26 protein-coding genes and 1 pseudogene are annotated in these 22,037 nt (G+C 59.5%); 14 read left to right on the top strand and 13 right to left on the bottom strand.

Annotation, left to right across the window (positions count from 1 at the left end):
- Window positions 1-6 precede the first annotated feature (6 nt).
- Complete coding sequence (locus CWE16_RS04395; RefSeq protein WP_131455489.1) at window positions 7-360, top strand: DUF760 domain-containing protein; 354 nt, start codon at window positions 7-9, stop codon at window positions 358-360.
- A 3-nt stretch (window positions 361-363) separates the two neighbouring features.
- Here the strand turns inward: CWE16_RS04395 and CWE16_RS04390 are convergent, their stop codons facing one another.
- Together CWE16_RS04390 and CWE16_RS04385 are read right to left on the bottom strand one after the other, a co-directional pair.
- Window positions 364-1,545, bottom strand: a complete 1,182-nt coding sequence (locus tag CWE16_RS04390; protein ID WP_236629572.1) for a DUF4336 domain-containing protein — start codon at window positions 1,543-1,545, stop codon at window positions 364-366.
- Window positions 1,546-1,697: 152 nt separating this feature from the next.
- Window positions 1,698-2,414 (bottom strand): 16S rRNA (uracil(1498)-N(3))-methyltransferase, encoded by a 717-nt coding sequence (locus tag CWE16_RS04385; protein ID WP_131594041.1) that lies wholly within the window; start codon window positions 2,412-2,414, stop codon window positions 1,698-1,700.
- Between the two features lie 99 nt (window positions 2,415-2,513).
- On the opposite strand from CWE16_RS04385, the gene CWE16_RS04380 reads away from it, so the two are divergent.
- Both CWE16_RS04380 and CWE16_RS04375 read left to right on the top strand, forming a co-directional pair.
- A complete protein-coding gene (locus CWE16_RS04380; RefSeq protein WP_131593312.1) occupies window positions 2,514-5,177 on the top strand; it encodes a cation-translocating P-type ATPase in 2,664 nt (887 codons plus the stop codon).
- Window positions 5,178-5,335: 158 nt separating this feature from the next.
- Window positions 5,336-6,010: a hypothetical protein gene (locus CWE16_RS04375; protein ID WP_131593310.1), complete on the top strand. Its 675-nt coding sequence runs from the start codon at window positions 5,336-5,338 to the stop codon at window positions 6,008-6,010.
- A 516-nt stretch (window positions 6,011-6,526) separates the two neighbouring features.
- Here CWE16_RS04375 and CWE16_RS04370 read toward each other — a convergent pair.
- Complete coding sequence (locus tag CWE16_RS04370) at window positions 6,527-7,507, bottom strand: sigma-70 family RNA polymerase sigma factor (RefSeq protein ID WP_131593308.1); 981 nt, start codon at window positions 7,505-7,507, stop codon at window positions 6,527-6,529.
- 132 nt (window positions 7,508-7,639) lie between these two features.
- On the opposite strand from CWE16_RS04370, the gene CWE16_RS04365 reads away from it, so the two are divergent.
- From CWE16_RS04365 to CWE16_RS04355, 3 genes are all read left to right on the top strand, one after another.
- Entirely contained in the window at window positions 7,640-8,164 is a 525-nt protein-coding gene (locus CWE16_RS04365) for a BCAM0308 family protein (protein WP_131455493.1), read from the top strand.
- Between the two features lie 110 nt (window positions 8,165-8,274).
- Window positions 8,275-8,586 (top strand): hypothetical protein, encoded by a 312-nt coding sequence (locus CWE16_RS04360; RefSeq protein WP_131455494.1) that lies wholly within the window; start codon window positions 8,275-8,277, stop codon window positions 8,584-8,586.
- A 7-nt stretch (window positions 8,587-8,593) separates the two neighbouring features.
- Window positions 8,594-8,902 (top strand): DUF3175 domain-containing protein, encoded by a 309-nt coding sequence (locus tag CWE16_RS04355; protein ID WP_201737965.1) that lies wholly within the window; start codon window positions 8,594-8,596, stop codon window positions 8,900-8,902.
- On the opposite strand, the gene CWE16_RS04350 is transcribed toward CWE16_RS04355, so the two are convergent.
- From CWE16_RS04350 to CWE16_RS04330, 5 genes are all read right to left on the bottom strand, one after another.
- Window positions 8,832-9,527, bottom strand: a complete 696-nt coding sequence (locus tag CWE16_RS04350) for a phosphoribosyltransferase (protein WP_131593306.1) — start codon at window positions 9,525-9,527, stop codon at window positions 8,832-8,834. The genes CWE16_RS04355 and CWE16_RS04350 overlap by 71 nt on opposite strands.
- A gap of 82 nt (window positions 9,528-9,609) precedes the next feature.
- Window positions 9,610-10,794 (bottom strand): HlyD family secretion protein, encoded by a 1,185-nt coding sequence (locus tag CWE16_RS04345; protein ID WP_131593304.1) that lies wholly within the window; start codon window positions 10,792-10,794, stop codon window positions 9,610-9,612.
- On the bottom strand, window positions 10,794-12,965 hold the full coding sequence (locus tag CWE16_RS04340) for a peptidase domain-containing ABC transporter (RefSeq protein ID WP_131593302.1): 2,172 nt from the start codon (window positions 12,963-12,965) through the stop codon (window positions 10,794-10,796). Before CWE16_RS04340 ends, CWE16_RS04345 begins: the two co-directional genes overlap by 1 nt.
- 79 nt (window positions 12,966-13,044) lie before the next feature.
- Complete coding sequence (locus tag CWE16_RS04335) at window positions 13,045-13,326, bottom strand: hypothetical protein (RefSeq protein WP_131593300.1); 282 nt, start codon at window positions 13,324-13,326, stop codon at window positions 13,045-13,047.
- Window positions 13,327-13,375: 49 nt separating this feature from the next.
- Window positions 13,376-13,615, bottom strand: coding sequence for a hypothetical protein (locus CWE16_RS04330; protein WP_131593298.1), 240 nt, complete (start codon window positions 13,613-13,615; stop codon window positions 13,376-13,378).
- A 228-nt stretch (window positions 13,616-13,843) separates the two neighbouring features.
- Between CWE16_RS04330 and CWE16_RS04325 the strand changes: the two genes are divergently transcribed.
- Window positions 13,844-14,104: a ribbon-helix-helix domain-containing protein gene (locus CWE16_RS04325; protein WP_131593296.1), complete on the top strand. Its 261-nt coding sequence runs from the start codon at window positions 13,844-13,846 to the stop codon at window positions 14,102-14,104.
- Window positions 14,105-14,161: 57 nt separating this feature from the next.
- Here CWE16_RS04325 and cfa read toward each other — a convergent pair whose 3' ends face one another.
- The 3 genes from cfa to CWE16_RS04310 form a co-directional block, all read right to left on the bottom strand.
- A complete protein-coding gene (gene cfa, locus CWE16_RS04320) occupies window positions 14,162-15,265 on the bottom strand; it encodes a cyclopropane fatty acyl phospholipid synthase (RefSeq protein WP_131593294.1) in 1,104 nt (367 codons plus the stop codon).
- A 113-nt stretch (window positions 15,266-15,378) separates the two neighbouring features.
- The gene (locus CWE16_RS04315) at window positions 15,379-15,813 is read right to left on the bottom strand and encodes an Hsp20/alpha crystallin family protein (RefSeq protein ID WP_131593292.1); all 435 of its coding nucleotides are present in this window, start codon (window positions 15,811-15,813) and stop codon (window positions 15,379-15,381) included.
- Between the two features lie 102 nt (window positions 15,814-15,915).
- The gene (locus CWE16_RS04310) at window positions 15,916-16,641 is read right to left on the bottom strand and encodes an STAS/SEC14 domain-containing protein (protein ID WP_131593290.1); all 726 of its coding nucleotides are present in this window, start codon (window positions 16,639-16,641) and stop codon (window positions 15,916-15,918) included.
- A gap of 164 nt (window positions 16,642-16,805) precedes the next feature.
- Here CWE16_RS04310 and CWE16_RS04305 point away from each other — a divergent pair, with 164 nt between their 5' ends.
- The 3 genes from CWE16_RS04305 (at window position 16,806) to CWE16_RS04295 (ending at window position 18,772) form a co-directional block, all read left to right on the top strand.
- Window positions 16,806-17,300 carry a YbhB/YbcL family Raf kinase inhibitor-like protein gene (locus tag CWE16_RS04305; protein ID WP_131593288.1) on the top strand — a complete coding sequence of 165 codons (495 nt, stop codon included), beginning with the start codon at window positions 16,806-16,808 and terminating at the stop codon, window positions 17,298-17,300.
- A gap of 297 nt (window positions 17,301-17,597) precedes the next feature.
- Window positions 17,598-18,035 carry a hypothetical protein gene (locus tag CWE16_RS04300; RefSeq protein WP_236629571.1) on the top strand — a complete coding sequence of 146 codons (438 nt, stop codon included), beginning with the start codon at window positions 17,598-17,600 and terminating at the stop codon, window positions 18,033-18,035.
- The gene (locus CWE16_RS04295) at window positions 18,032-18,772 is read left to right on the top strand and encodes a ZIP family metal transporter (RefSeq protein WP_236629570.1); all 741 of its coding nucleotides are present in this window, start codon (window positions 18,032-18,034) and stop codon (window positions 18,770-18,772) included. Before CWE16_RS04300 ends, CWE16_RS04295 begins: the two co-directional genes overlap by 4 nt.
- Before the next feature lie 4 nt (window positions 18,773-18,776).
- On the opposite strand, the gene CWE16_RS04290 is transcribed toward CWE16_RS04295, so the two are convergent.
- Window positions 18,777-19,226 (bottom strand): helix-turn-helix transcriptional regulator, encoded by a 450-nt coding sequence (locus CWE16_RS04290; RefSeq protein WP_131593284.1) that lies wholly within the window; start codon window positions 19,224-19,226, stop codon window positions 18,777-18,779.
- Window positions 19,227-19,234: 8 nt separating this feature from the next.
- Window positions 19,235-19,414 (bottom strand): ribbon-helix-helix domain-containing protein, encoded by a 180-nt coding sequence (locus tag CWE16_RS04285; RefSeq protein WP_131593282.1) that lies wholly within the window; start codon window positions 19,412-19,414, stop codon window positions 19,235-19,237.
- A 314-nt stretch (window positions 19,415-19,728) separates the two neighbouring features.
- On the opposite strand from CWE16_RS04285, the pseudogene CWE16_RS12405 reads away from it, so the two are divergent.
- The 4 genes and pseudogenes from CWE16_RS12405 to CWE16_RS04275 all read left to right on the top strand — a co-directional run.
- Window positions 19,729-19,848 (top strand): annotated as a pseudogene (locus CWE16_RS12405) (cation-transporting P-type ATPase); the annotation flags it as partial.
- Window positions 19,849-19,851: 3 nt separating this feature from the next.
- Window positions 19,852-20,070, top strand: a complete 219-nt coding sequence (locus CWE16_RS12240) for a hypothetical protein (protein WP_236629569.1) — start codon at window positions 19,852-19,854, stop codon at window positions 20,068-20,070.
- Entirely contained in the window at window positions 20,028-20,291 is a 264-nt protein-coding gene (locus CWE16_RS12455) for a cation transporting ATPase C-terminal domain-containing protein (protein WP_443081603.1), read from the top strand. The genes CWE16_RS12240 and CWE16_RS12455 overlap by 43 nt, the downstream gene beginning before the upstream one ends.
- A gap of 57 nt (window positions 20,292-20,348) precedes the next feature.
- Window positions 20,349-21,908 carry a B12-binding domain-containing radical SAM protein gene (locus CWE16_RS04275; protein ID WP_131593280.1) on the top strand — a complete coding sequence of 520 codons (1,560 nt, stop codon included), beginning with the start codon at window positions 20,349-20,351 and terminating at the stop codon, window positions 21,906-21,908.
- Window positions 21,909-22,037 lie beyond the last annotated feature (129 nt).

Genomic DNA, 22,037 nt, shown 5'->3' with positions numbered 1-22,037 from the left:
CACGGGATGTTCAACCCGGAGTTCCTGACCACCGACAGCCAAGACGGCCAACCCGTCAACGGTCTGATTCAGTACCTGCAGGACCAGTCGCCTGACGTGCTGCAACGGGTGGCCAAATCCGCCAGCACCGATATTCAGGACATCATTCGCCACAACGTGCAGGGTCTGCTGGGCATGCTCCCCGGCGAGCACTTCGACGTGAAGGTGACCGCCAGCCGCGACAACCTCGCCAATTTGCTTGCCTCGGCCATGATGACTGGCTATTTCCTGCGCCAGATGGAACAGCGCAAGGAGCTGGAGGAAACGCTGTTCGGAGACGACGCCATGGCGGTCAATCCCGACGACGATCTCAAGCTCTGAATCTCAGCCAATGCTGGGATCTTCCGGCACCAGGCCGAGCTGAAGCAGCTGACGGTCAAGGTCTCCGAGAAACTGCCAGTTGCCATCGCTGGGGGCCCAGGGCCGTATCAGAAGTTCGGCCCTGAGCTGCTCGACCTGAGCAAGGCCAAACTGGAGCGGGGCGCTGTAGTGAGCTGGCACCAGCCAGCGCAGTTCTGGCAGGCGCTCGAGTTGCTCCAACCACTGGATCAGAGCGGTTCGAGACCTGGGCAAAACCAGCCGCTCGAGGACAGGTGCCACCTGCAGCCTTGGGCTCTGCTGCCCCATCAGAGCGGAAGCGGCCTGCTGCCATCCCTCCTGCCAGGCAAAGGGATAAATCCCGAAATGGGCGCGGGCCGAACGAAGCCCTGGCTGAAAGGCATGGCGCAGCAAGACCCGAAAGCCTGGAATCTCCAGCCGCTCCGGCCTGAGATAAGAGGCAAACAACACCAGGCGTGCCCAACCGCGTCGACGGTTGACCAGGCTGTCTTCGAGGGGCTCATCGCCACGATCTCGGGCATGGAACAACAACGGGGTGGGATCGGTCTCGAACACCGCAGGAGGGTCGGCCCCAATCCCGACCAAGGCATCCGTCACGAGCAAGGCTCCGGACGGGCGATGCAGACAGCTGATCTCCTGGAAACGTCCAACGCCCAAATCCAGGGGGCCAAGGGAGATCCACTGGCACACCTCACCATGGGGCACCCCATCGTCGATCAGCACCCTGGTACGCCTGGCCGGCACCCCTAGCAAGCTGAGGGGCAACGGCAAGGGGAAACTCCACTGGCCAGGGCACACCCACAAGGTGGCGTCAGGGAAGGCACGAGCCAGGGGAGCGAGAGGCAGTTTGTGCTCTAAGCCCGACGCAGTGGGCAACACAATGGTGAGCACGGGGCCATGGTGCGCCTCCAAAGCCCGGATCCCGGCGCAAAGCTCGGCGGTGGGCGGAAGCGGGTTGATCAGCATCAGTCCCCCCGGCACCTTCACAACGGTGAGGCGAATCGGAACGGCCACGTAATAGATGCCCTGGAGCTGCTCAAAACTCCAGACCTGACCGGGGATCAGCTCCTCGACATAGGTGGCGCGCCGGCCGTAGGGATACAGAGGCAGCAGCGGCCACCAGGGCCAGCGTTGATCGGCGCTTGTGACGGAACCAGATCGACTCACGGAAACGCCTTCGGCCCTCACCACTCTTGCTTCGAGGCACAAATTACCTGGCGCGACTGGCCCACGGTGACCACTTCAAAGCCAAATGGGCATCAGCCACCGCGGCCCAGCAGAACAGCACGACCTCGTAACGCTATTAACACGAAAACGTGTCAGAAAGGCAATGCTTGGGCAAGCGCCGCCGGCAGGGCCGTATCGACGCTGAGCGTTCGAACCCCGAGATGGACGCGCCTGGCGATCACCGTTTCCGCCAGGTCCAGCTCGAAGGGCACAAACCCGCCCTCCGGGCCAATCATCACCACGGCTGGGTCAGAAGCCACCTGAGCCAGGGACTGAGGGGCCTCCTGATGGGCAATCCAGCAGGGCCTACCGGCGCAGAGATCCGCCAGTTGATCCTCCACAAAGGGGCGGAAGCGTTGATGCAAATGCACCGTTGGCGCCAGCGTGTCTTGGGATCGTTCCAGTCCCGCCTCGAGGGCCTCCTGGAGCTTGCCTGGATCCAGAAGCGGGGTCTGCCAGTAGCTCTTCTCCACCCTGGCGCTGTTGATCAGGTGCAGGTTCGACACACCGAACTCCGCCACCGTGCGCAGGATGCGACGCAACATCTTCGGGCGCGGCAACGCCAACACGATGTCGAAGCGATGTCGCGGTGGCGGTGGCTCCGTCAGAGACACACTCAGGCAGACCGCCTGCCCATCCATCGAGGCGATTCGGGCCTTACCGCGCCATCCGCCCAGTAGGCCCACACGCACCTGATCACCAACAGCACCTTTGAGTTGCACCGTCAGATGGTGAGCCCGGAGACCCTCCAACCGCACCGTGGAAGGATCGCTCCAGGGGTCGGAGGATCGCAGCAGGATGATGTTCACAGCAACATCGCCCGTTCTCGCCCGTGCCCTGAACGACTGGGATCTCAATAGCATGGTGAAGACCCGGGCAGCCTTAGAAGGGCCCCGTGGAGCTCAGCGATGCACCAGGTCCAAGCCCATGCCTTATCGAGCGAGGCGCTGATTCGCTCCTTAGGCAGTGATCCAGACCGTGGACTCTCGGAACCGGAAGCACGAGCCCGGCTGCTCTCCCACGGGGCCAACACCCTGCAAGCCCAGTCAAAAAAGCCAGCCTGGCTCCACTTCCTGCAGCAGTTCAACAGTCCACTGCTGATCACGCTGCTGGCGGTGGCCCTCATCAAAATGCTGCTGGGGGAGGCAACCGATGCCCTGGTGATCAGCAGCGTCACCCTGATCAATGCCGTGATCGGCTTCGTACAGGAAAGGAGGGCGGAGTCGGCGATCGCAGCCCTCGCGCAGGTACTCCGCTCCGATGTGGAGGTCGTCCGCGACGGGTCCCTGCAGAACCTGCCGTCCGATCAGCTGGTGCCCGGTGATGTGATTCAGCTGGAGGCTGGACAACGGGTTCCTGCCGATCTGCGCTTGCTCACGCAGCGCAATCTCGAGGTCGATGAATCGATGCTCACCGGTGAATCGCTTCCGGTGGGTAAAGGCACCGCAGCGGTGGCACCGGACACTCCCCTGGCCGAGCGTCGTCCCATGGCCTACGCAGGAACGCACGTGACGGCAGGGGAAGGCTGTGCCCTTGTCATCGCCACCGGCAATGACACGGAAGTGGGTCAGATCTCGAGCTCCCTGCAACAGCGCAGCCAGCTCACAACGCCGCTGACGCGGCAGTTTATTCGCTTCAGCCACACCCTGCTGAAGGCCGTGCTGGTGCTGGCCGCTCTCACATTGATGGTGGGCCTCGGCCGGGGCAAGGGACTTGAAGAGATGGTCGACGGTGCCATCGCCCTGGCGGTGGGGGCAATCCCTGAGGAACTCCCCGCAATCGTGACGATCACCTTGGCGATTGGCGTGAAACGGATGGCGCGGCGACGGGCGATCATCCGCAAACTGCCGGCGGTGGAAACCCTGGGCAGCACCACCGTGATCTGCTCCGACAAAACAGGAACGCTCACCCAAAACCGCATGACGGTGAAGCACCTCTACGCCGGCGGAACACTGGTGGCACTCGAGGATCTCTGGCCCGGCAACGAACGCGGGAGCGCGGACCTGCAAAACCTGGCCCTGGAGGAGACGCTTGTGGCTGGATTGCTGTGCAGCAACGCTCGGGTGGATGACGGCAACACCCTGGTCGGCGATCCCACAGAAACGGCTCTGCTGGCAGCCGCCCATTCCCTCGGCATGGATCAGGGCGCAGCAAGGAATCGCTATCCCCGCCGCGATGCAATCCCGTTTGAATCGGAACAACAATTCATGGCCACACTCCATGGCCGGGAGCGCATCCTTCTCAAAGGGTCGGTGGAGGCTGTGCTCGCGCGCTGCAGCCGACAGCTCAATACAGAAGGGCAGCCAGAAGCGCTGAACAGGGCCGCCATTGATCGGGCTGTGTCAACGATGGCGATGGCTGGTGAACGGGTGCTCGCCTTCGCCATCGGCAAAGCCGATCGATCGCAGCGGCAGCTCCGGCATCAGGACGTGATGGCCAACCTCGACTTCATTGGACTGCAGGGGATGCAAGATCCCCCACGCCCCGAGGCGATTCAAGCCGTGGCCACCTGCCGGGCGGCCGGCATCCGCGTGAAGCTGATCACCGGCGACCACCGCGAAACCGCCGCCGCCATCGCCAGACAGATCGGCATCGGAAGCGGCGGTGACACCATCGACGGCAGGCAGTTAGCCGCCATGGACGAGGCGACCATCGCGCGGGTGGTGCAGCGCGTGGATGTGTTCGCCCGGATCGCTCCAGCCCAGAAGCTGGCCCTGGTGGAAGCGCTGCAGAGCCACGGCGAGGTGGTCGCCATGACCGGTGATGGCGTGAACGATGCGCCAGCGCTCCGACAGGCTGATATCGGCATCGCCATGGGAGCCGGAGGCACTGAAGTGGCCCGGGATGCCGCCGACATGCTGCTGACGGACGACAACTTCGCCACGATCGAGGCTGCTGTTGAGGAAGGTCGCACAGTCGCGCTGAATCTGCACAAGACCCTGGCCTTCGTGCTGCCGGTCAGTGGAGGGGCCTCGATGACCATCCTGTTGGGCGCGGCCCTGGGCACGGCGCTGCCCGTCACAGCGCTCCAGGTGCTCTGGCTGAACATGATCTGCTCTCTGACCATGTCGATCGCCCTGGCCTTTGAACCCAGCTGTGCGGCGCTCATGAAGCAGCCCCCGCGTCCCCCAGGTCAGCCGTTACTGAGCCAAGGGCTGATCCAACGGGTGTTGGTGGTCTCAGCGTTCAACTGGACGGTGGTGTTCGGACTGTTTCTGTGGAGCGAGCAACACCTCGGGGATCTAGCGCTGGCGCGCACGATGGCGGTGCAGGGGCTGGTGCTCGCCCACCTGGTGTATCTGGTGTGCATCAGTCACTGGCGAGGGCTACTTGGGCGCTGGCAGCTGCTGCGCTGGCGCCAGATCGCCATGGCGCCAGCGGTGCCCCTCGGGATCCTGGCCACCGTGGCCGTGCAAACCCTCTTCAGCCAGAGCTCCTGGATGAATCGATTCCTCGGCACCAGCCCATTGTCATTTGGGTCACTGATGATCTGCGCTCTACCGATGGTGCTGATGGTGCCGGTGGCAACACTGGCAGAACGTCTCGATCCCAGCGACGGCACGGCGTTTTGAGTCGCCTCACCGTCGGATCTGCCGCAAGCCTGCGCACCCCCTGAATCAAGCCGAACGGATCCCTAGGTTCCGCCTGACCCATGCCGCAGGTTGACCGCATGTTCCGATCAGTGATCAGCACCTTGACGCTCAGCTTGAGCTTGGGCCTGAGCCTGCCTATGGCCTCAGACGCCGGCGGATTTCGCACCGGCACCTATCAGACCAAGGATCACTCCAGCAGCAACCGCAGCATCACCTCCGGCATGGAGGAGATTCGCAGTGAGCGCAGCTACAGCAACAGCCTCAGCGGCAGCAGCCAAGTGGAGCATCTGGGAATGACCATCGCGGGGGATGGCTTCCAGTGGAGCCGACAGGGGCAACAGTTGATCGAAAGCAGCGGAAGCAATGAACTGAACCAGGGACTTTCGGCGGCCGGCCTCAGCCAGTCGGAGCTGATGAACTGGAGCAGCTCGGCAACCGCCTCCAGCAGCAGCAGCGTTGACCATGACCTGAAGCTGAAACTTCCCGGCATCGGCCTGCAGAGCCTGCTCAGTGATCAGGGTCTACAGGCCATCGACAGCACAGCGGCTGGGCGCCAAAGCCTCTCTGGTGGCGCGATCAGCCTGCAGTCCTCCGATGTCGGATCAAGCTCATCGCTGGAGAGCCTGAACGATGGCCTGCAACTCAGCCTCAACGGCAGCCTCGACATTCGAATGGAACGGGGCGGCCAAAACGGCGCTTACACCATGGAGGAATCGGGCCGGCAGCACTTGCATTCGCTGGAGCGCTTCACCGGTAGCAGCGTGTTCAGCTCGGAGCGCACGGGCCGCGGTGACCTCTTCGCATTCGACTGATGCAGTGGAGTCGAGACAACAGCGGATGGAGCCAACCACAGGGTCTCATCGCGGCAGGTGCCTTAATCGCAGGGCTGCTGGGAGGGCTGGCAATCCAGCCTGACCGGGTCCTCGCCCAACAGAGCGCCATGGACGCCGAGCAAAGCAACAACAACCAGGCGATCGCCACCCCGAACAACAACCAAACCAACCAATCGAGCAGCTTCAGCACGGGTGGTGATCTCATTCAGCAAAACATCAACCCAGCCATCGGCAAGCTGGGGGTGATGACCGTGGGCAAAGGAGGGATCAGCTGCGAATCCTCGAGCGTGTATCTGCAGCTGGGCATCTACCCCTACGACAATCAGTACTACGCCGTCTTTGACGACAACGTGCGCGACAAGGACTGGATGCCCCAGGGGGCCTTCGGTGTCTCGATTCCCTTTGGTCCCCAGGTCTCCAGCTGCGTGGAGGCGATCCGCCACCAAACCCGCCAGGTGACGGTCGCCACCGAAGCGGGGGTGCTGCGCCATTGCCTCAGCCTGAGGCCTGCAGTGCAGGAACTGCAGCTTGCGAAGCAACGGATTGCCCGAGCCTTTCCGATCCTGGCCGATGGCTGCCGTGAGATCTGGGGCCTTCCTCCCGATCCGTGGGAGTCTGAGGATCAAGCATCGGCTGCAAGTGGGTCCTGAGCTTGCGCAGGGCGAGCCGCTCCAGGCGCTGCACCTGATACCGACTCAGGCCCATCCCATCAGCAACCTGACTGAGGCTGACCATGTCTCCATCCCCATAACGCAGCGCCAGGATCTGCTGCTCCCGGGCACTCAAACGCCCAATCACCTGGTATAGCCACCCGTAGTCATCATCCGGCTCCTGAAGCCGGCCATCCCAGACCGTCTCAAGCAGCGAACTACTGGGCTCAGTGGCATCGAGCCGTTGATCCAGCGAAGCGAGGCGCGAGAGTTGGAGTGCACGCAGCACGAAGCGGAGCCGTTCCGGCTTTTCCTCTAATTCCGCTGCGATCGCCTCGATTGAGCCAGAGCGATCGGGGCCGGAGAGCAACGTATTCACCTTGAAGGCGAGCTGAAGCACGTTGGCGGGAATATGAATGGAGCTGTGCTGCTCATGGAGAAAGCGATTCAACGCCTCCTTCACCCACCAGAAGGCATAGGTGGAAAAGCGATAGCCACGGGCGGGGTCAAATTTCTGAGCAGCGCGGATCAGCCCAAGATTGCCCGCCTGAACGGCATCCATCGGATCGATGCCCAACTGTTGAAGTCGAGAATGGGAACGCTTCACCACCGCCACCACAAGCCGCAGGTTGGCTGTGACAACCCGGGAGAGAGCCCGCTGCCCACTGCGAATGCGTCGAGCATCAGGGGCAGCGTCACGGCGCCAGGACTGGATCAATGTGCCCAGATGAATCTCCTCCGCAGTCGTCAGCAAGGGGGAGCCGGCGATCTGGCGCAGGTAATCCGTGAATGCATCGGCCATCAGAGCCACCAGCAGGGACTGCAACAGGTTCTGATTGCGGCAGCGAGACGTCCATGCACTTTCGCGACACCGGAGCGGTGATGCCTCAGATCACCAGCAGGCGGGGATTCCAACCAGGCCAGCAACACAGGATCAGGCGAGTGAACCAAGCCAGCCATGAGAGAGCCTTCCAGCGGCCCTGATGTGCACACCAGCAGCCCAGGCCATCGCATCCGCCAGTCAGGCATGGGGCAGCGAGGGCGGCTGGACCCCTTTGTGGAGACCCGCAAACCCAAAGAACACAGCTGCTGCCCCCACTGCGGAGCAACCGTCCACCAGGGACGCTGGAGCTGGCATCAGGCCTTGGAGCGTGCAGCCGCCCTGACCTGTCCAGCCTGCCGACGCATTGCCGAACGCCTACCTGCCGGGGAACTCAAGCTCAGCGGCCCCTTCCTCGCCGAACACCATGACGAGGTGATGCAGCTGCTGCTGCACAACGAGCAGCGCTATCGCTCGGAACACCCTCTCGAACGCCTGATGTGGATCGAGAGCAATGACCTCAGCGGAGCCACCGTGATTGCCTTCAGCGGCCACCACATCACCCGGGGTCTGGCTCAGCGGCTTCAGGATGCCTACGGCGGTTGCCTTAGCGGCGACAACGTCCCTCCCGGCAGCATGCTGCAGCTTCACTGGCACCGCTGAGCAGGGCGCAGTGGCCTGCATGGCACCGCGGCAAAGGCTGGGCAGATCCGTAGGACTGGCTGGAATCAGCAGAAGCTTTGGCTTGGCTGAGCGAGTGAATGCATCCCGCCATGACCCACCCGCACTGCCAGACCTGCAGCTTCTGGGACCAGGCCCACGGACTGGAGCGAACCAGCCTCGGCGCCATCGCCCCATGCACCCGTCACGCCCCCAGGCACTTCCACCTGGAGACGATTGCGCTGACGGGCTCACCTCCCGACCTTCAGGCCTTTCTCAATCACGACAACAGCATCGATGACCTGCAGATTCCGATGGCGATCTGGCCCTACACCAGTCGCAACCAGATGTGCGGTGACTACAAGCCCTGCGACCTGGAAGAAGGGGTGAGGCGACACCGCATGCAATCCGCCCCGCTGCTCTGAAACAAGCGTGCAACACGACACAAGACACGACTGGGCCGCGGAGGTGAACCGCCGCCCACCAGTGCTCGATCTGGAACCAGGCCTCTTCACCTGGCAGCAACCGGAACGGATCGCCGCGTCGTTGCTGCGCTCAGCTCAGAAAAGCCGGGCGCGCAAGCGCAGTGTGTATGGCAGTGCCATGGCCATGCTCTGCCTCTATATCAACCGGGCGGGCCGCAAGCTCCCGTCCGGTCAGCGCCTCGTGCTCAACCGGGCGAAGCACTGCCTAAGGGAGCAGGCCGGTCGCCTGGCGCACCTTGACTTCGTAGAAGGTTGAGAACGTCACGATCGCTGAGCTGGTCAAAGCGCTCATACCAGAGGCCGACTGCAGACAGGTGATCCACCAGACGCAAGACCTCCAGACGGTCGACATGCAGACGCATGGTCTCCTCTAAGGAGCGATCCATCACCGGAACGGCCAGTGTGAGCAGGGATGGCCGGGCCAGGCGCAAGGACTGAAGCGCCGCCAGCACCGTCATGCCGGTGGCAATCCCGTCATCAACCACGATCAGATGGTGATTGAACAGGCGACTGAGGTCGGGGCCATCGAACAAACGATGGCGACGCTCCAGCTCCTCCTGGGCGTTGAGTAGCCAATCCTGGGCCTGGGGAAGCATGGACCAGGCTGGATCACCGGGCTCATGGCGCCAGAGCACCACGCCCTCTCCAGCCACAGCACCAAGGGCAAGTTCTGGCCTAGAGGGCTCGACAATTTTGCGCACCGACCAGGTGAGCAGTGGCAGATCTAAGCGCTGCGCCATTGCAGCCGCCACGGCGACACCACCACGGGGAAGGGCTACCAAACAGGTATCAGCACGGGCTCCAGCACAGTCCTGCATGCATTCGGCAAGCGCCAGACCGGCCTGATGGCGATCGACCCAAACGGGAGCATGATGGTCCATGACGACAAACAATTAAGAGGTCTGGATCTGACCTAGGTCTGGCACGAAGACAGCAGGAGAGGCGGCCCGGGAATGCCGCGGATCAGGTGGAGGCCAGCAGCCGCAACTTGCGCAACAACAGCCCCATCACCGTGCCCCTCCGAATCACGAGATCGGCATCAAGCTCCATCCCAGGGCGCAGAACACAGCGACGCTGCCCGCGCACCAAATGATCCGCGACAGGGCTGATCGTGACGGCATAGCGACCGTCAACGGCATCAGCGGCGATGGCCTGGATGCGCCCGTCCAGCACCCCAAAATCCGTGTGGGGGCAACTACCCACTCGCAAATAAGCCCGCTGGCCAGGCTTGAGCGGCGCCACATCTCGAGAGGGAAGCTGAACCTTGACGGACAGGGGCTGGCCCTTTGGAGCCAGGGTGGCCACCACCTCCCCGGGTTGGAGCACCTGGCCCGGGTAACGCAGCTTGGTCTCCACAACCGTGCCATCCACTGGCGCTAGAAGGCGGGACTGCTGTCTAGCCAGGGCTATCTCTCGGAGCCGACCATCCACAGCCGCCAGTTGACGCTCCAACTCAGCACGGGCACTGATCGTGGCACTGAGGGACTGGCGCAAACGCGCCTGCTCCGCCTGCAGTCGGGCCCGCTGCTCACCGACCCCAAGGCGTGCTTGATCGAGTTGGCTTTTAGCGACTGCGACGCCGGCCTCCTTCTCCTCAAGAAGCAGCTGGGGGATGGCCCCCTCCGCGGCCAAGCCGCGGAGTCGCTGAAGCTCCCGATCCTGGAAACGGGAACCAGCAAGCGCCTGGGCGACCCCACCGCGGGCCGTCGCGATCTGAGTTGTCATCAAACGATGGATGGATCGGGATTGGGCCTGCAGATCGGTGAACTGTTGAGCAGCCTGGTGAAGCTGCTCCTGTAGCTGCGCGCGTTCACGCTGCAGTTGGCGCTGTTGAGAGTTAATCGCCTCGAGATCCAACTGGGCGAGCAGTTGACCGGCCCGCACCTGTTGATTGGGGGACACGAGGACCCGCTGAAGGCGACCACCACCAAGGGCCTGCACGGGAGAGTTTTCGCCCCGCGGCCGCACACTGCCAGGAGCTCTGACCGACTCATCAAAGGGCCAGACACAAGCCAGCAACAGCAGCGCCGCTCCAGCGGCGGCTGTTCGCACGCCCAACTGGTGAGCCCAAGCACCTGGAGGTGGCAAAAACTCATCTGCTGCAGCAGGGGGCAGCTGATGGGGCACGTGATGGAGCGGGGTTGTCATCAAGCCACCTGCAGGAAGGGAGACACAGGGGCGTGATCACGCAGCAGTCGAGGTGTGTTCTCCGCCAGCACCCTTCCCTGCTCCAGATAGATGATCCAGTCGGCCCGAATGATCACCGAAGGGCGATGACTGATGAGCACGGTGGTGCGCCCCTTGCGCTGCTCCAGCAGCTTCTCCATCAAACGGCTCTCGAGCACAGGATCGAGGGCGGAGGTGGCTTCATCGAGGATCAACACAGGCGGATTGCTAATCAGAGCCCGGGCAATCGCCAAGCGCTGACGCTGACCGCCCGAGAGATTGGCACCGAACTCGCCGAGCACCGTGCGATAACCATCGGGCAGCTGGCGAATGAAATCATCAGCAAGGGAAAGCTGACAGGCCTCCACCACTCGCTCAAAACTGACACCAGGATGGGCAAAGGTGAAATTGTCGAAGATTGAACGATTGAAGATGATCGATTCCTGGGGAACCAATACAACCTGGGCACGAAGACAATCCAGCGAGAGATCCTGACTGTTGAAAGGCCCGTAATGAAGGGTTCCATGATCTGGGGGATAGATCCCAGCAAGAATCTTGCTAAGGGTGCTCTTGCCACACCCGGATTCGCCCACGAGGGCCGTGGTCAAGCCACCGGGAATCATCAGTGAAAGATCCTGCAATAGCGGGCGACGACCAGGGTGGTTGTAGGTGATGGCGTCACAACGAATGGATGCATCAGCCGGAATGGCAACATCACAACCGGAGCCACTGCCAAAAGCCTCAGCTTTACGCTCAAGCACATCACTCATGCGCCGGATCACCACATCGGCGAGCAATAACTCCTGAGTGATGCCACTGAGGGAAGCCAGAAGCCCGAGCACATTGGCACCGAAGCCATTGAACGCCAGCAACTGACCAATCGAGAGCTCCCGCGCAATCACGAAGGAACTGCCATACCAGAGCAACGCCACAGTGATCACGCTGCCTAAAGCACCGGTCAGCGTTGATTCAGTTAGTTGTAAACGCAATTCACGCCAGGCGAGGTGAGACATGCGTCCAAAATTGCGCTGGTATTCCTGCCAGGCCTGTGCGAAGGCATCACTGGTTTTAAGCACACTCGCACCACGAAAAAGTTCCACCAAAAAGCCCTGGTTATCAGCAGAGCGAACGAGCAGTTCCTGGGAAGCGGCCTTCAAAGCAGGAAGAAAAACCAGACTGCAAGCAATCACCACTGAATAACCGACCAAAGCCGCCAGGGTCAGTTGCGGGGAATAGGCCCACATCAACAGGAGCGAAATCAATGCGATACAGAACTGACTAGGGAGCCCCAGCACAACGGAACCGATCAGACTGTTCAAATGCTCGATATCTCCGATTCGGCTCACCGCCTCACCGCTACGGTGCGTTTCGAAATAGCGGAGCGGAAGCAGCAACAACTGACGGCCGTAATGCATCACCATCTGGAGCTGCAGCTTCTGGCCGAAATAGCCAACCAAGTGCCCCTGGAGTTGCCCGATCAAGGAACGAAAACCGAAGAGCAGCATCAAGCCAAGGCAAAGACTCACGAGCATGCGCTGATCACCCCGAACCAAGACGTCATCGGTGAGCAGTTGCATCAGCAACGGCAACCCAAGCGACATCAGGCCGATAATGAAATTGAGCAGCAAGGCCTGAACAAGTAACCGCCGAAAGGGCACGACGTAGCGAAGCAGGACGGCAAGGGCATGGCTCGGAGCCTCGGAGACTTCCGGCCGTCGTGCAGGATCGGGCTCCAATAGCAACACCACGCCATCGTTCCAATGCTGGAGAAAGCGATCACGGGGAAGACGACGCAAACCAACGGCAGGGTCGGCAATCAAGACTTCGTCATCCACAAGGCGATGGAGGACAACCCAGTGCTGACCATCCCAGTGGCAAATCAAAGGAAGAGGAACATCCTGCAAAGCATCAAGAAAACGCTCGGGTGCACGAGCGGCACGGGCGATGAAGCCAAGCTGCTCCGCACCTCGACGTAACCCGAGCAACGTTGTGCCGTAACTGGTCGTACCAACGGCATCGCGAATCAATCCCTGAGAAAGCGTGATCCCATGGGCTTTGGCCACCGTCGCTAGGCAGGCGGCACCGCAATCCTCCTCATCGAATTGACGAACACAGGGATAGCTGTTCCAGTGATTGACAAACCACCGAAGCAAGAGTTTTGAGCTCCGCACGATTCAGATAATCAGCAAAATAAAAAACCCAGCTGCGGAAAAATCCACAGCTGAGCAAGATTCAGGAAAAACTACGAATCGAGGCACGATTACGCATGAGTCCGTTAAACGAAGTCGCCGATGAACCCAAAGCAGCAAATGCGATCGAGTTGGCAAAATTCGCCTGATTATTGAGAGCAACAGTGTTGTCTAGATCAATAGCAGGAGAAACGGTGGTAGCGATCCTGGGCGAGATAGTAGTCGTCGTACGAGGCGAAACATTGGTTGTGATGCGGGGCGAGATGGTAATCAACGAGCCGCCACCACCAATCACTTCGGCCTGGCAATCAGTGAGAGTTTCCATGTTTAAAAAAATAAAAGGGCGGCACAAAGCCGCCCGATTGAACCAGAAATCAGGCGTCCTGACCGAGAAGAATCAGGCCAATGTTGCCTTGGGAGTTACCACCAGAGACAGCCGAAGAATTCTTACGAGCAGTGGCGCGATCACGACTCACGTTCTTGCCATAGTTGACAGCAAATGCGGCCTGACGGGTAGACCGAGTAGCACGCCACTTACGGCCACCACCATTGCCGTTAGAGCCACCACCCTGAAGAGCTTCAGCGTGAAGATCAGAAATCAGTTCAAAAGTCATTGAGAACGATCCGAAAAGGAACAAAGAAGAGGCGCGCGCCCCACACAGTCATAGGCAAAACAACCACAAGCAACTCACCCATCTACAGAAACGCAGCTAAACATCAGCAGATCAACATCACACCAAGTTGAAGATCAAATCAGCAGCCTAAACGCTGCATCGTCGCAGCGACTTAAAACCGCAATTGCAAATAAGATTCAGTTGTCGAGCAAACAGCTTCAACGTTCCATGAACAACCGTATTCGCGTGCTGCAAAGACAACCAAAGAGGATCTCGATCACGCTCAGCCACAACGTTCATGATGCCCTACTCACCCGTTCAGAAGAAGAGGGACGATCCGTTTCAAACCTCTGCGCCTTCCTGCTCGAAGAAGCACTGCGCGATCCATTACGCAATGGCCAGGCCAACATGGCCTACAGCCAGGGCAATGGCCACCAACAAACGCTCGCCGGCAAACATCCACCCGGCAACAAACCCCGTTATTTCTAAATAGGCAAAAGCCCCGACTCCATTTGTCGGGGCTTTTTTATAGGCACACAAGAGCAATCAGGCAGCTGGTCGCAGCAACAGCTGCCAAAGCTGACCGTGGCCAGAGCGAAAAAAGCCTGCGCAGCCAAGTAGATAGTATCGCCACATCCGGAAGAAATCTTCACTCAGCAATCCGCTAAGTTGCGGCCACTGATCTTCGAAATTCGCCCACCAGGCAAGCAGAGTTCGCTCATAATGTGACCCATAGTTTTGCCAACTCTCCAACTGAAATACCCCCTCCAAGCCCTCCGCAAGCTGAGACGGAGATGGCAAGCGACCACCCGGAAATATATAGCGATCAATCCAGGGATCAGCCTGGTTTGAGAGAACAAAGTGACCAATCGTCTGCAGTAACAAGCAACCTTCAGGCTCGAGCATCTCACGCAGCGTGTGATGAAACTGACGATGATTATTCGGCCCTACATGCTCAAACATACCAACGGAGACAATCCGGTCAAACCGTTGAAGGCCAAGCGACGGCAAAGTCCGATAATCAGCGAGAACAACCTCGATCGGAAGATGAGAATAACGATCGCGAATGTGGCAATACTGCCGCGATGAAATCGTGATCCCGGTGCCCTCCACGCCGTAATGCTCACAGGCAAAGGCCAAAAGTCCACCCCATCCACATCCCACATCCAGCAGGCGCTGACCCGGTTGAAGCTGCAACTTGCGGCAGATCAGATCAAGCTTGCGCTCCTGGGCCTGATCAAGACTGTCACCCTCCTGCCAGATCGCACAGCTGTAGATCCTGCGCTGATCAAGCATTGCCGTATAGACACGGGGATCAATGTCGTAGTGCACCTGACCGACCCGAAAAGAGCGATGCATAGCCTGGGGGTTCAATAACCACTCCTGAAAACGAATCCAGGTTTCACGAACTGCCATCAAAGGGCTGGCCTCCAGTTGCCGACGGGCTCGCAACAACCTGGAGATCAACTCGGGAAGATCCTCGCAGTCCCAGTCCCCCGAGACATAGCGCTCACCAAGCGCCAGGCCACCTCGCTGGATGAGGTCAGAAAAAAGGCCCCGATCATGCACATCGAGGTCAAAGGGCCTAGCGCCATCAAAGCGAACATCTGCGAGCGAAGACACCTGCTGAAGAAGAACTGGAAGTGCCATGCTTAGGAATGGAGTTCGTTACAAGAAAACCATGGTTTAAGCAACAAATCAGGGCTTGCATCGCTTTCGCTGCAGACAACAGTCAAGGGCGGGTCTTGATGCATCAACCATGCCTAATCAACGGGAATATTGACAGCATGTGTGTCAATAGCGCCCGCTCGTCTCGGGATCGTGATCGTGAGCTCTCCATTTTCGCAATGGGCCTTTACGGCATCTAGATCAGCATCATCTGGCAAAGTAAAACTACGACTAAAGCTTCCATAACTGCGCTCAACCCGATGAAAGCGGGGGTGTTTCTCCTCCTTCTCTTTCTTCCTCTCACCCTGAAGTGTCAAACGGTCGCCGGAAACCGTCACTGACACATCATCGCGTCGCAAGCCGGGAAGATCAACCTTGAATTGATAGTTTCCATTAGCCTCATAAATGTCCACGCGTGGCCCCCATTCATTCCAGGGCATTGTGGCACCGAAGGGGAAGGATGGCATGGCCAAAGCCCTATCCATAATCGCTTCGATGTCATTAAGCGGTTCCCACTTGATCAAGCTCATGACGTCACCTCAAAGAGGAAGCAGTAGACCTTTTCAAGTTATGGGTATACACGAGGTCTGGAGAACGCCGTCACCGATCTGCAGTAGCAGCACAGCATGGAATCAGTCACGACAGATCCATTCCTGAGCCTCGAGCATTCGTCCCCCCGTGAAAAGATGCACCTTGGGTTCGGCGAACCCAGCGACGAGACGCTGCACCAGTTGCTGCCAAGCCTCAGCAGTGACCACGGCAAGTCGGCTCGGTTGCTGCCGGTAAGAATGAATCAGCCGCAGGTGATCGCGCAGACCACTCAAGGCCAGCCAACCATCAAACTGCCGCAGATCCACCAGCACACGCGGTCGTTCACCAGCACTGAAGAGGCGAGAGAGATCATCCTCGATCCGAAGGTATGAGCCCCGGTCGAGTGAGCCAATCAAAGTAACCGTAATCACATCACCGGCACGCTCGAGATGAATCGTTCCAAGCGATTCACTCAACCAGCGACGTGCCTCCTCAAGAGCATTGAGGGGGAATACACGCACCGGACAGGGGAGGATCAGGGCTATGGCGTGCATGGCATGACGCATCAAGGGAAGATCCGTAACAACAGCGAGACGATCAAAGCCATCCCAATGCCGCAAGCCGAGAGTCGCATCATCAAAGGCCGCAGCCGCACTGAAGCGCTGGAAATCTGAATCAAACACGATCAACGCTCGCACCCGATCGTTCTCCAACAGATTCGATTCGATCGTGGGCACAACGACCGCTTGCATCTCGCTTTCACTCACCTGTCCGCTGCAACGAAAGCCCACGGTTGCTGAGGGCAGATCCTCGATCAGCTCAATCATGGAATGGTGATGACGACCGCCAAACCGTATCGGTCAATCCTGTGAGCGAACTGGCCTGCACCACACGAGAGGCAGCATTGGAGTGAGGCGTCTGCGGATCTGCTGCAACGCTTAGAAGCGAGCCGCCCCGTTTGCAGAGTGCTTGTGCATTGACCCGACAGCGCATGGCAAGCAGCAACGGTAGGTTTCATCTCGATTCACCGGCCTTTCACAATGGCGATCTCATCCCCACCATCCACGCTGCCGACAGTCTCAATCTCTCTCCCCCCCTGCGCTGGACAGGCGCTCCCACGGGGACGAGTAGTTTCTCCTTGATCGTTGATGACCCGGATGTCCCTGCAGGGCCTTGGGTGCACTGGGTTCTCTTCAACATTCCTGCCGATCAACGCTCGCTGACGGCCGCTCAGCCCCAATCGCTGCAACTGTCCAATGGCGCACGCCATGGCAGCTGCTGGGGAATCAACCGCTATCAGCGCATTGGTTATCAAGGTCCGTTCCCGCCCAATGGGGAGCTGCACCGTTATGTCTTTCAGCTCGCTGCCCTCGATTCCCATCTGCCCTTGCCAGCAGGCAGCACGGTGTCGGCCCTGCGGACAGCCATGCAGCCCCATGTGCTCGCGGAAGCCAGCCTGACCGGTCTCTACGGCCGCAACAACTAAGGGCTTATGCGCTGCAGCGCCGCTGCATGCAAACCGGCACGCCCCCGTGCTCGTCAAGCTGAAGCGAACGTCGAACCGCAGGAGCAGTTGTGTGGACCTTCATGTGAAGACGATTGCCATTTCAACGTCCCGCTTTGACCAATCACTTCGTGGCGAGGGCACTGATGCTGAATTTTGGTTTCTGATCGGTCGCCTTCAAGGTTGTCTGGAGAGCGTTGCTCTCCAGACCCAAGTGCACCATCTCAAAATCAGCTGTGATGGCGAGCAAATCTGGCATCTTCACCTGGATCGCCAACCATGACAGCGATGCCTGCTTCCGGAGCCCCCCTCTGGATTGGAGCGCTCTGGGCCGCCTGGTTAATCGTGATGCTCTTTCACGTGGAACTCGGTCTGATGCCCCTCTTCCATGGGCAGTCGGTGGAGATCAAAAGCGAGGTTCCACTCGCCAGGCTGCCGCGACTCTTCATGGCGATGCTGCTCTATCTGATGGTGCCGGTGTTGGCGATGCTGCTGGCCTTCCATGCGGCAGCGGAACCGCTGAATTGGAGCGCGAGGCCAATCTGGCGAGCCTCCCAGTGGTGGCTGAGTTTGGGCTACTCAGTGACCAATGTGATCCATCTGGTCGCCGATATCCGTCTCCCGGATGCACGCCGGGATCAAATCGTGCTGATGCTGGCTCTGACCCTGATCGGCCTGCTGCTCAATGGGGCCACATGGGTGTGGTGGCGGGGATGAGCAGCACTGCAACGATCCTGACGGGATCCCTTGGCATGACTCTGATCGCCATGGTGGGAGCCATCAGCCTGATCCTGCCAGCCAGACGGTTAGAAGTGCTGCTGTTACCGCTGGTGGCATTGGCCGCCGGATCCCTGCTCGGCGGTGCCCTTTTTCACATGCTTCCGGAGGGGTTCTCGGAGCTGATGCCCCGTCAGGGTGCGAACTGGATCGCTGCGGGATTCAGCACCTTCTTGGTGCTGGAGCAAAGCCTGCACTGGCATCACAGCCACAGACAAAGGAGGGCTGACTCCCCAACCGCTGTGCAACCCATGGCCCTCTTGATTCTGCTGGGGGATGGCCTCCACAACTTGATTGGTGGCTTAGGCATCACCAGCACCTATCTGATCAATCCCCCTGCTGGCATCGCCGCCTGGTTGGCGGCCGTGCTCCATGAAATCCCGCAGGAGCTCGGAGATTTCGGAGTGCTCTTGCACAGCGGCTGGAGACCTAGACAGGCCCTGCTCTGGAATCTGATCTCTGCAGTCACCTTTCCGCTGGGGGCACTCATCGCCTGGGCCTTCAGGACCAGTCTTCCTCTGGCCCCACTGGTGCTCTTTGCCGCCGGCAATTTCCTTTACATCGCTGCCTCAGATCTGGTGCCGGAGATCAAAAACAGCCAAAGCCGTCTGGCCGCTGCGTCCAACCTGGGCTGGTTTCTGCTCGGCTTACTGCTGCTGCAACGTCTCATCCATTGAAGTCTTACAGCTTCGGCTGGCGCAACACCATTGAGGGCTTCATGCCGTAGCGGCGCTGAAAGTCGGCACTCAAGGCTGACGCTGAGCGATATCCGATGCTGCGTGACACCGCCACGACACTGTCGCCCGCCCGAGCAATCTGAAGAAGGCGCAGACCTTCCTCCAGACGTGTTCGACGCACGAACTGCATGGGAGTGCAATCGAAGCGGGCACGAAACAGCCTCTGCAACTGCCTAGAGGAATAGCCGCTGCGCCGTTCCAGATCACTGAGAGAAAGCGAGGCAGAACCTTGAGCATGAATGAAATCGACCAGGTCATCCAGGCCAACAGAACGTCGGCCTCGCACTGCCGCCGTGACGAGCTCGAGCTCCCTGGGGCCGACGACCAACTCGGCCCCCAGGGAGGGCATCGGGGAGGGAATCCGCTCCAACTCCCGTTTGTTTGGGTTGGTCAAGGCCACTGTCAATCGCTCGAGGACAGGGCCTGCTCGAGCAAATAGGCCGCAAGGTTGCTGATGGAACGCCCCTGAGTGCTGCTTCGCTCAATCAGCTGCTCATACACCGTGTAGGCAATGGTGATTGTGATCCGCTGAGGCGTCTTAAAACGCTGTGTTGGATCGCCTTGAAAATTAGGGGTTGACATTCCTTTCAGAGAGGGAGAGAGAGAGAGAGAGAATTGGCGATCCGCCCACTTCCCTGCCTGCGTGCCCGTTTGCTTTGGTGTGTTGGTGTGTTGGTGTGTGTGTCGAGCAATTATCAAGCGCCAACCACATCCGTCGGCCATCACCGGCAGCGAAATCAAAGAAAATCAAGGCGTTTTTCGTGGCTGCCGTCGTTTTCCAGGCACCGGGATCCGCAGCCAATGTGCTGCGCACGCCCCCAGCGATCCGGCATCAACCTTGATTGGCTTGTTGGCTCACCGTCGTGCAGCTCGCCGCCAGTCGACCGATCTAGACACTGCCAAAAGAGGAACTCTGTTCAGCCCTGCGCACCAGTCGCGATGGACTGAACAGCGATGAAGCTTTAGCCCGCCTGAAACGCTTCGGCTCCAACAGCCTGCCTCCCTTGCGGCGTCGGCCCTTGGCCCTGCGCTTCACCGACCAGCTTGTGCACTTCATGGCCCTGCTGCTCTGGGTGGGCGATCTGGGCTGTGGTTTTGATCAACGCTGTTTTTTCCTTCTGGCAAGAATTCAAAGCCGAACGCACCTTGCAAGCACTGGCGAGCAACCTGCCAGCCCAGGTGCAGGTGTGGCGCGATGGCCTGCCGCAGCGACTGGCGAGCCGGATGGTCACAACTGAGTTCAGCCAATCCTCTGCTCTGGCTGGGGGTCAGCAGCGAATTACTACTGCTCACCGCACTGGTTCTCTGGCCCCCTCTCGCAGAACTCTTTGGAATGACTCCTTTCCCCGAGCCGATCCTTCTCTGGATGTTGAGCGCACCTGTCGTGATTTTGCTCGCCGATGCCTGGCTGAAACGCCGACAGACGCGACAACGAAGCGAATGCGCCGCGAAGCCGTAAACCCTCCATCCACTGGCCTGTGCAGCCTCCAGCCTGCCCACAGCTCTTGAGGAATCGATGCGTGTCTTGCTGCTCTATCCGCAGTTCCCGATCACCTTCTGGAGCCTGCATGGAGCACTGGAATTACTGGGGAGGAAGGTGCTTCTGCCACCTCTAGGTCTGATCACCGTGGCGGCACTACTGCCAGAGCGCTGGGAGTTGCGACTGGTGGACACCAACATCCGACCGGTGAGCCTCCAGGACTGGGCATGGGCGGATCTGGTGATCGCCTCCGCCATGCTCGTGCAACGCCATCACCTGGCGCAGCTGATTCGCAGCGCCAAGGAACACCAGCTACCGGTGGCCGTAGGGGGTCCCTTTGCCACGTCGACGCCGGATGCAGCGGAGTTAAGAGAGGCGGATTATCTGATCCTGGATGAAGGGGAAATCACGATCCCGCTGTTCTTGAACGCCCTCGAACGAGGTCAGAAACAAGGACAATTTAAAGCGGGCGGTGAACGACCGGATGTGCAGACATCACCGATCCCACGTTTCGATCTACTCGACCAGCAGCACTACAGCCTGATGGCTGTGCAGTTCTCGAGGGGCTGCCCCTATCAATGCGAATTCTGCGACATCATTGTTCTCTACGGTCGCAAGCCTCGCACCAAGGAACCATCGCAGCTCTTGGCTGAATTGGATTGTTTATACCGCTTGGGATGGCGCGGCGAAATCTTCCTTGTTGATGACAATTTCATCGGCAACAAGCGCAATGTGAAGCGGCTGCTGCCAGTGCTGCAGCACTGGCAACGCATCCACAACTGGCCCTTCAGCTTCACCACCGAAGCCTCCCTGGATCTCGCACAAGATGAGGAGCTAATGATCGCCATGGCGATGGCAGGCTTCAAGCGTGTATTTCTCGGGATTGAAACTCCCGATCAAAACAGTCTCAAACTCACACACAAAGATCAGAACACACGCCACCCCCTAGACCAGGCTGTCGTTGACATCACCGCCCATGGCCTGGAGGTGATGGCCGGATTCATCCTGGGCTTCGATGGCGAAACAAGCGGAGCCGGAGATCGCATCGTGCAGTTCATTGAACGCACCGGGATCCCCCTCGCCATGGTGGGAATCCTCATTGCGCTCCCGAACACCGCCCTGTGGGATCGACTGCAAAAGGAAGGACGGCTGCTGGAGAGCAGCGATGGATTTGATCAGGGGGTGCAGACCCACCTACTCAACTTCCGCACGCAGCGGCCGATGCCGGAGATTGCTGGGGAGTTTCTTGAGGCCTTCTCCGCTCTCTATGACCCTCACTCCTATCTCGAGCGGGTGTATCGCTACTGTTGCGCCCTTGATGCGGGCCGACGACGCATCAGCAGCGATCAGCGTCAAGGCCGGAATTGGAATCAAGGCTCGGTGCTGCTGCGTGGGCTGACCATTCTCTGCTGGCGCCAAGGGCTCCGACGCAAGACGCGCTGGCTGTTCTGGAAACGCTTGATTCAAATCAGCACACAGCATTCTCTGGTGCTGGAGGAATATCTCTGGCTCTTGATGCTCAATGAACATTTCATCTCCTATCAAACAAGCATGAAAGATCAGGTGCAACAGCAGCTCAAACTACTTGCCAACTGACTACAGGCATCTCTGCAAACAAAAAGAAGACGCCAAGGGGTGTACAGCGAATGTCCTGTCATGAAGCAACGATGAGGCAGTATCGCTTCACATGAATTTCTGAAAACAAATTACGCCGATTATCACGAG

Origin of the sequence: Synechococcus sp. BS55D (genome assembly GCF_004332415.1) — a bacterium.
Classification (GTDB): domain Bacteria; phylum Cyanobacteriota; class Cyanobacteriia; order PCC-6307; family Cyanobiaceae; genus Synechococcus_C.
The sequence above is the reverse complement of the archived record's forward strand: the minus strand, read 5'-3'. Positions and strand labels throughout refer to the sequence as shown.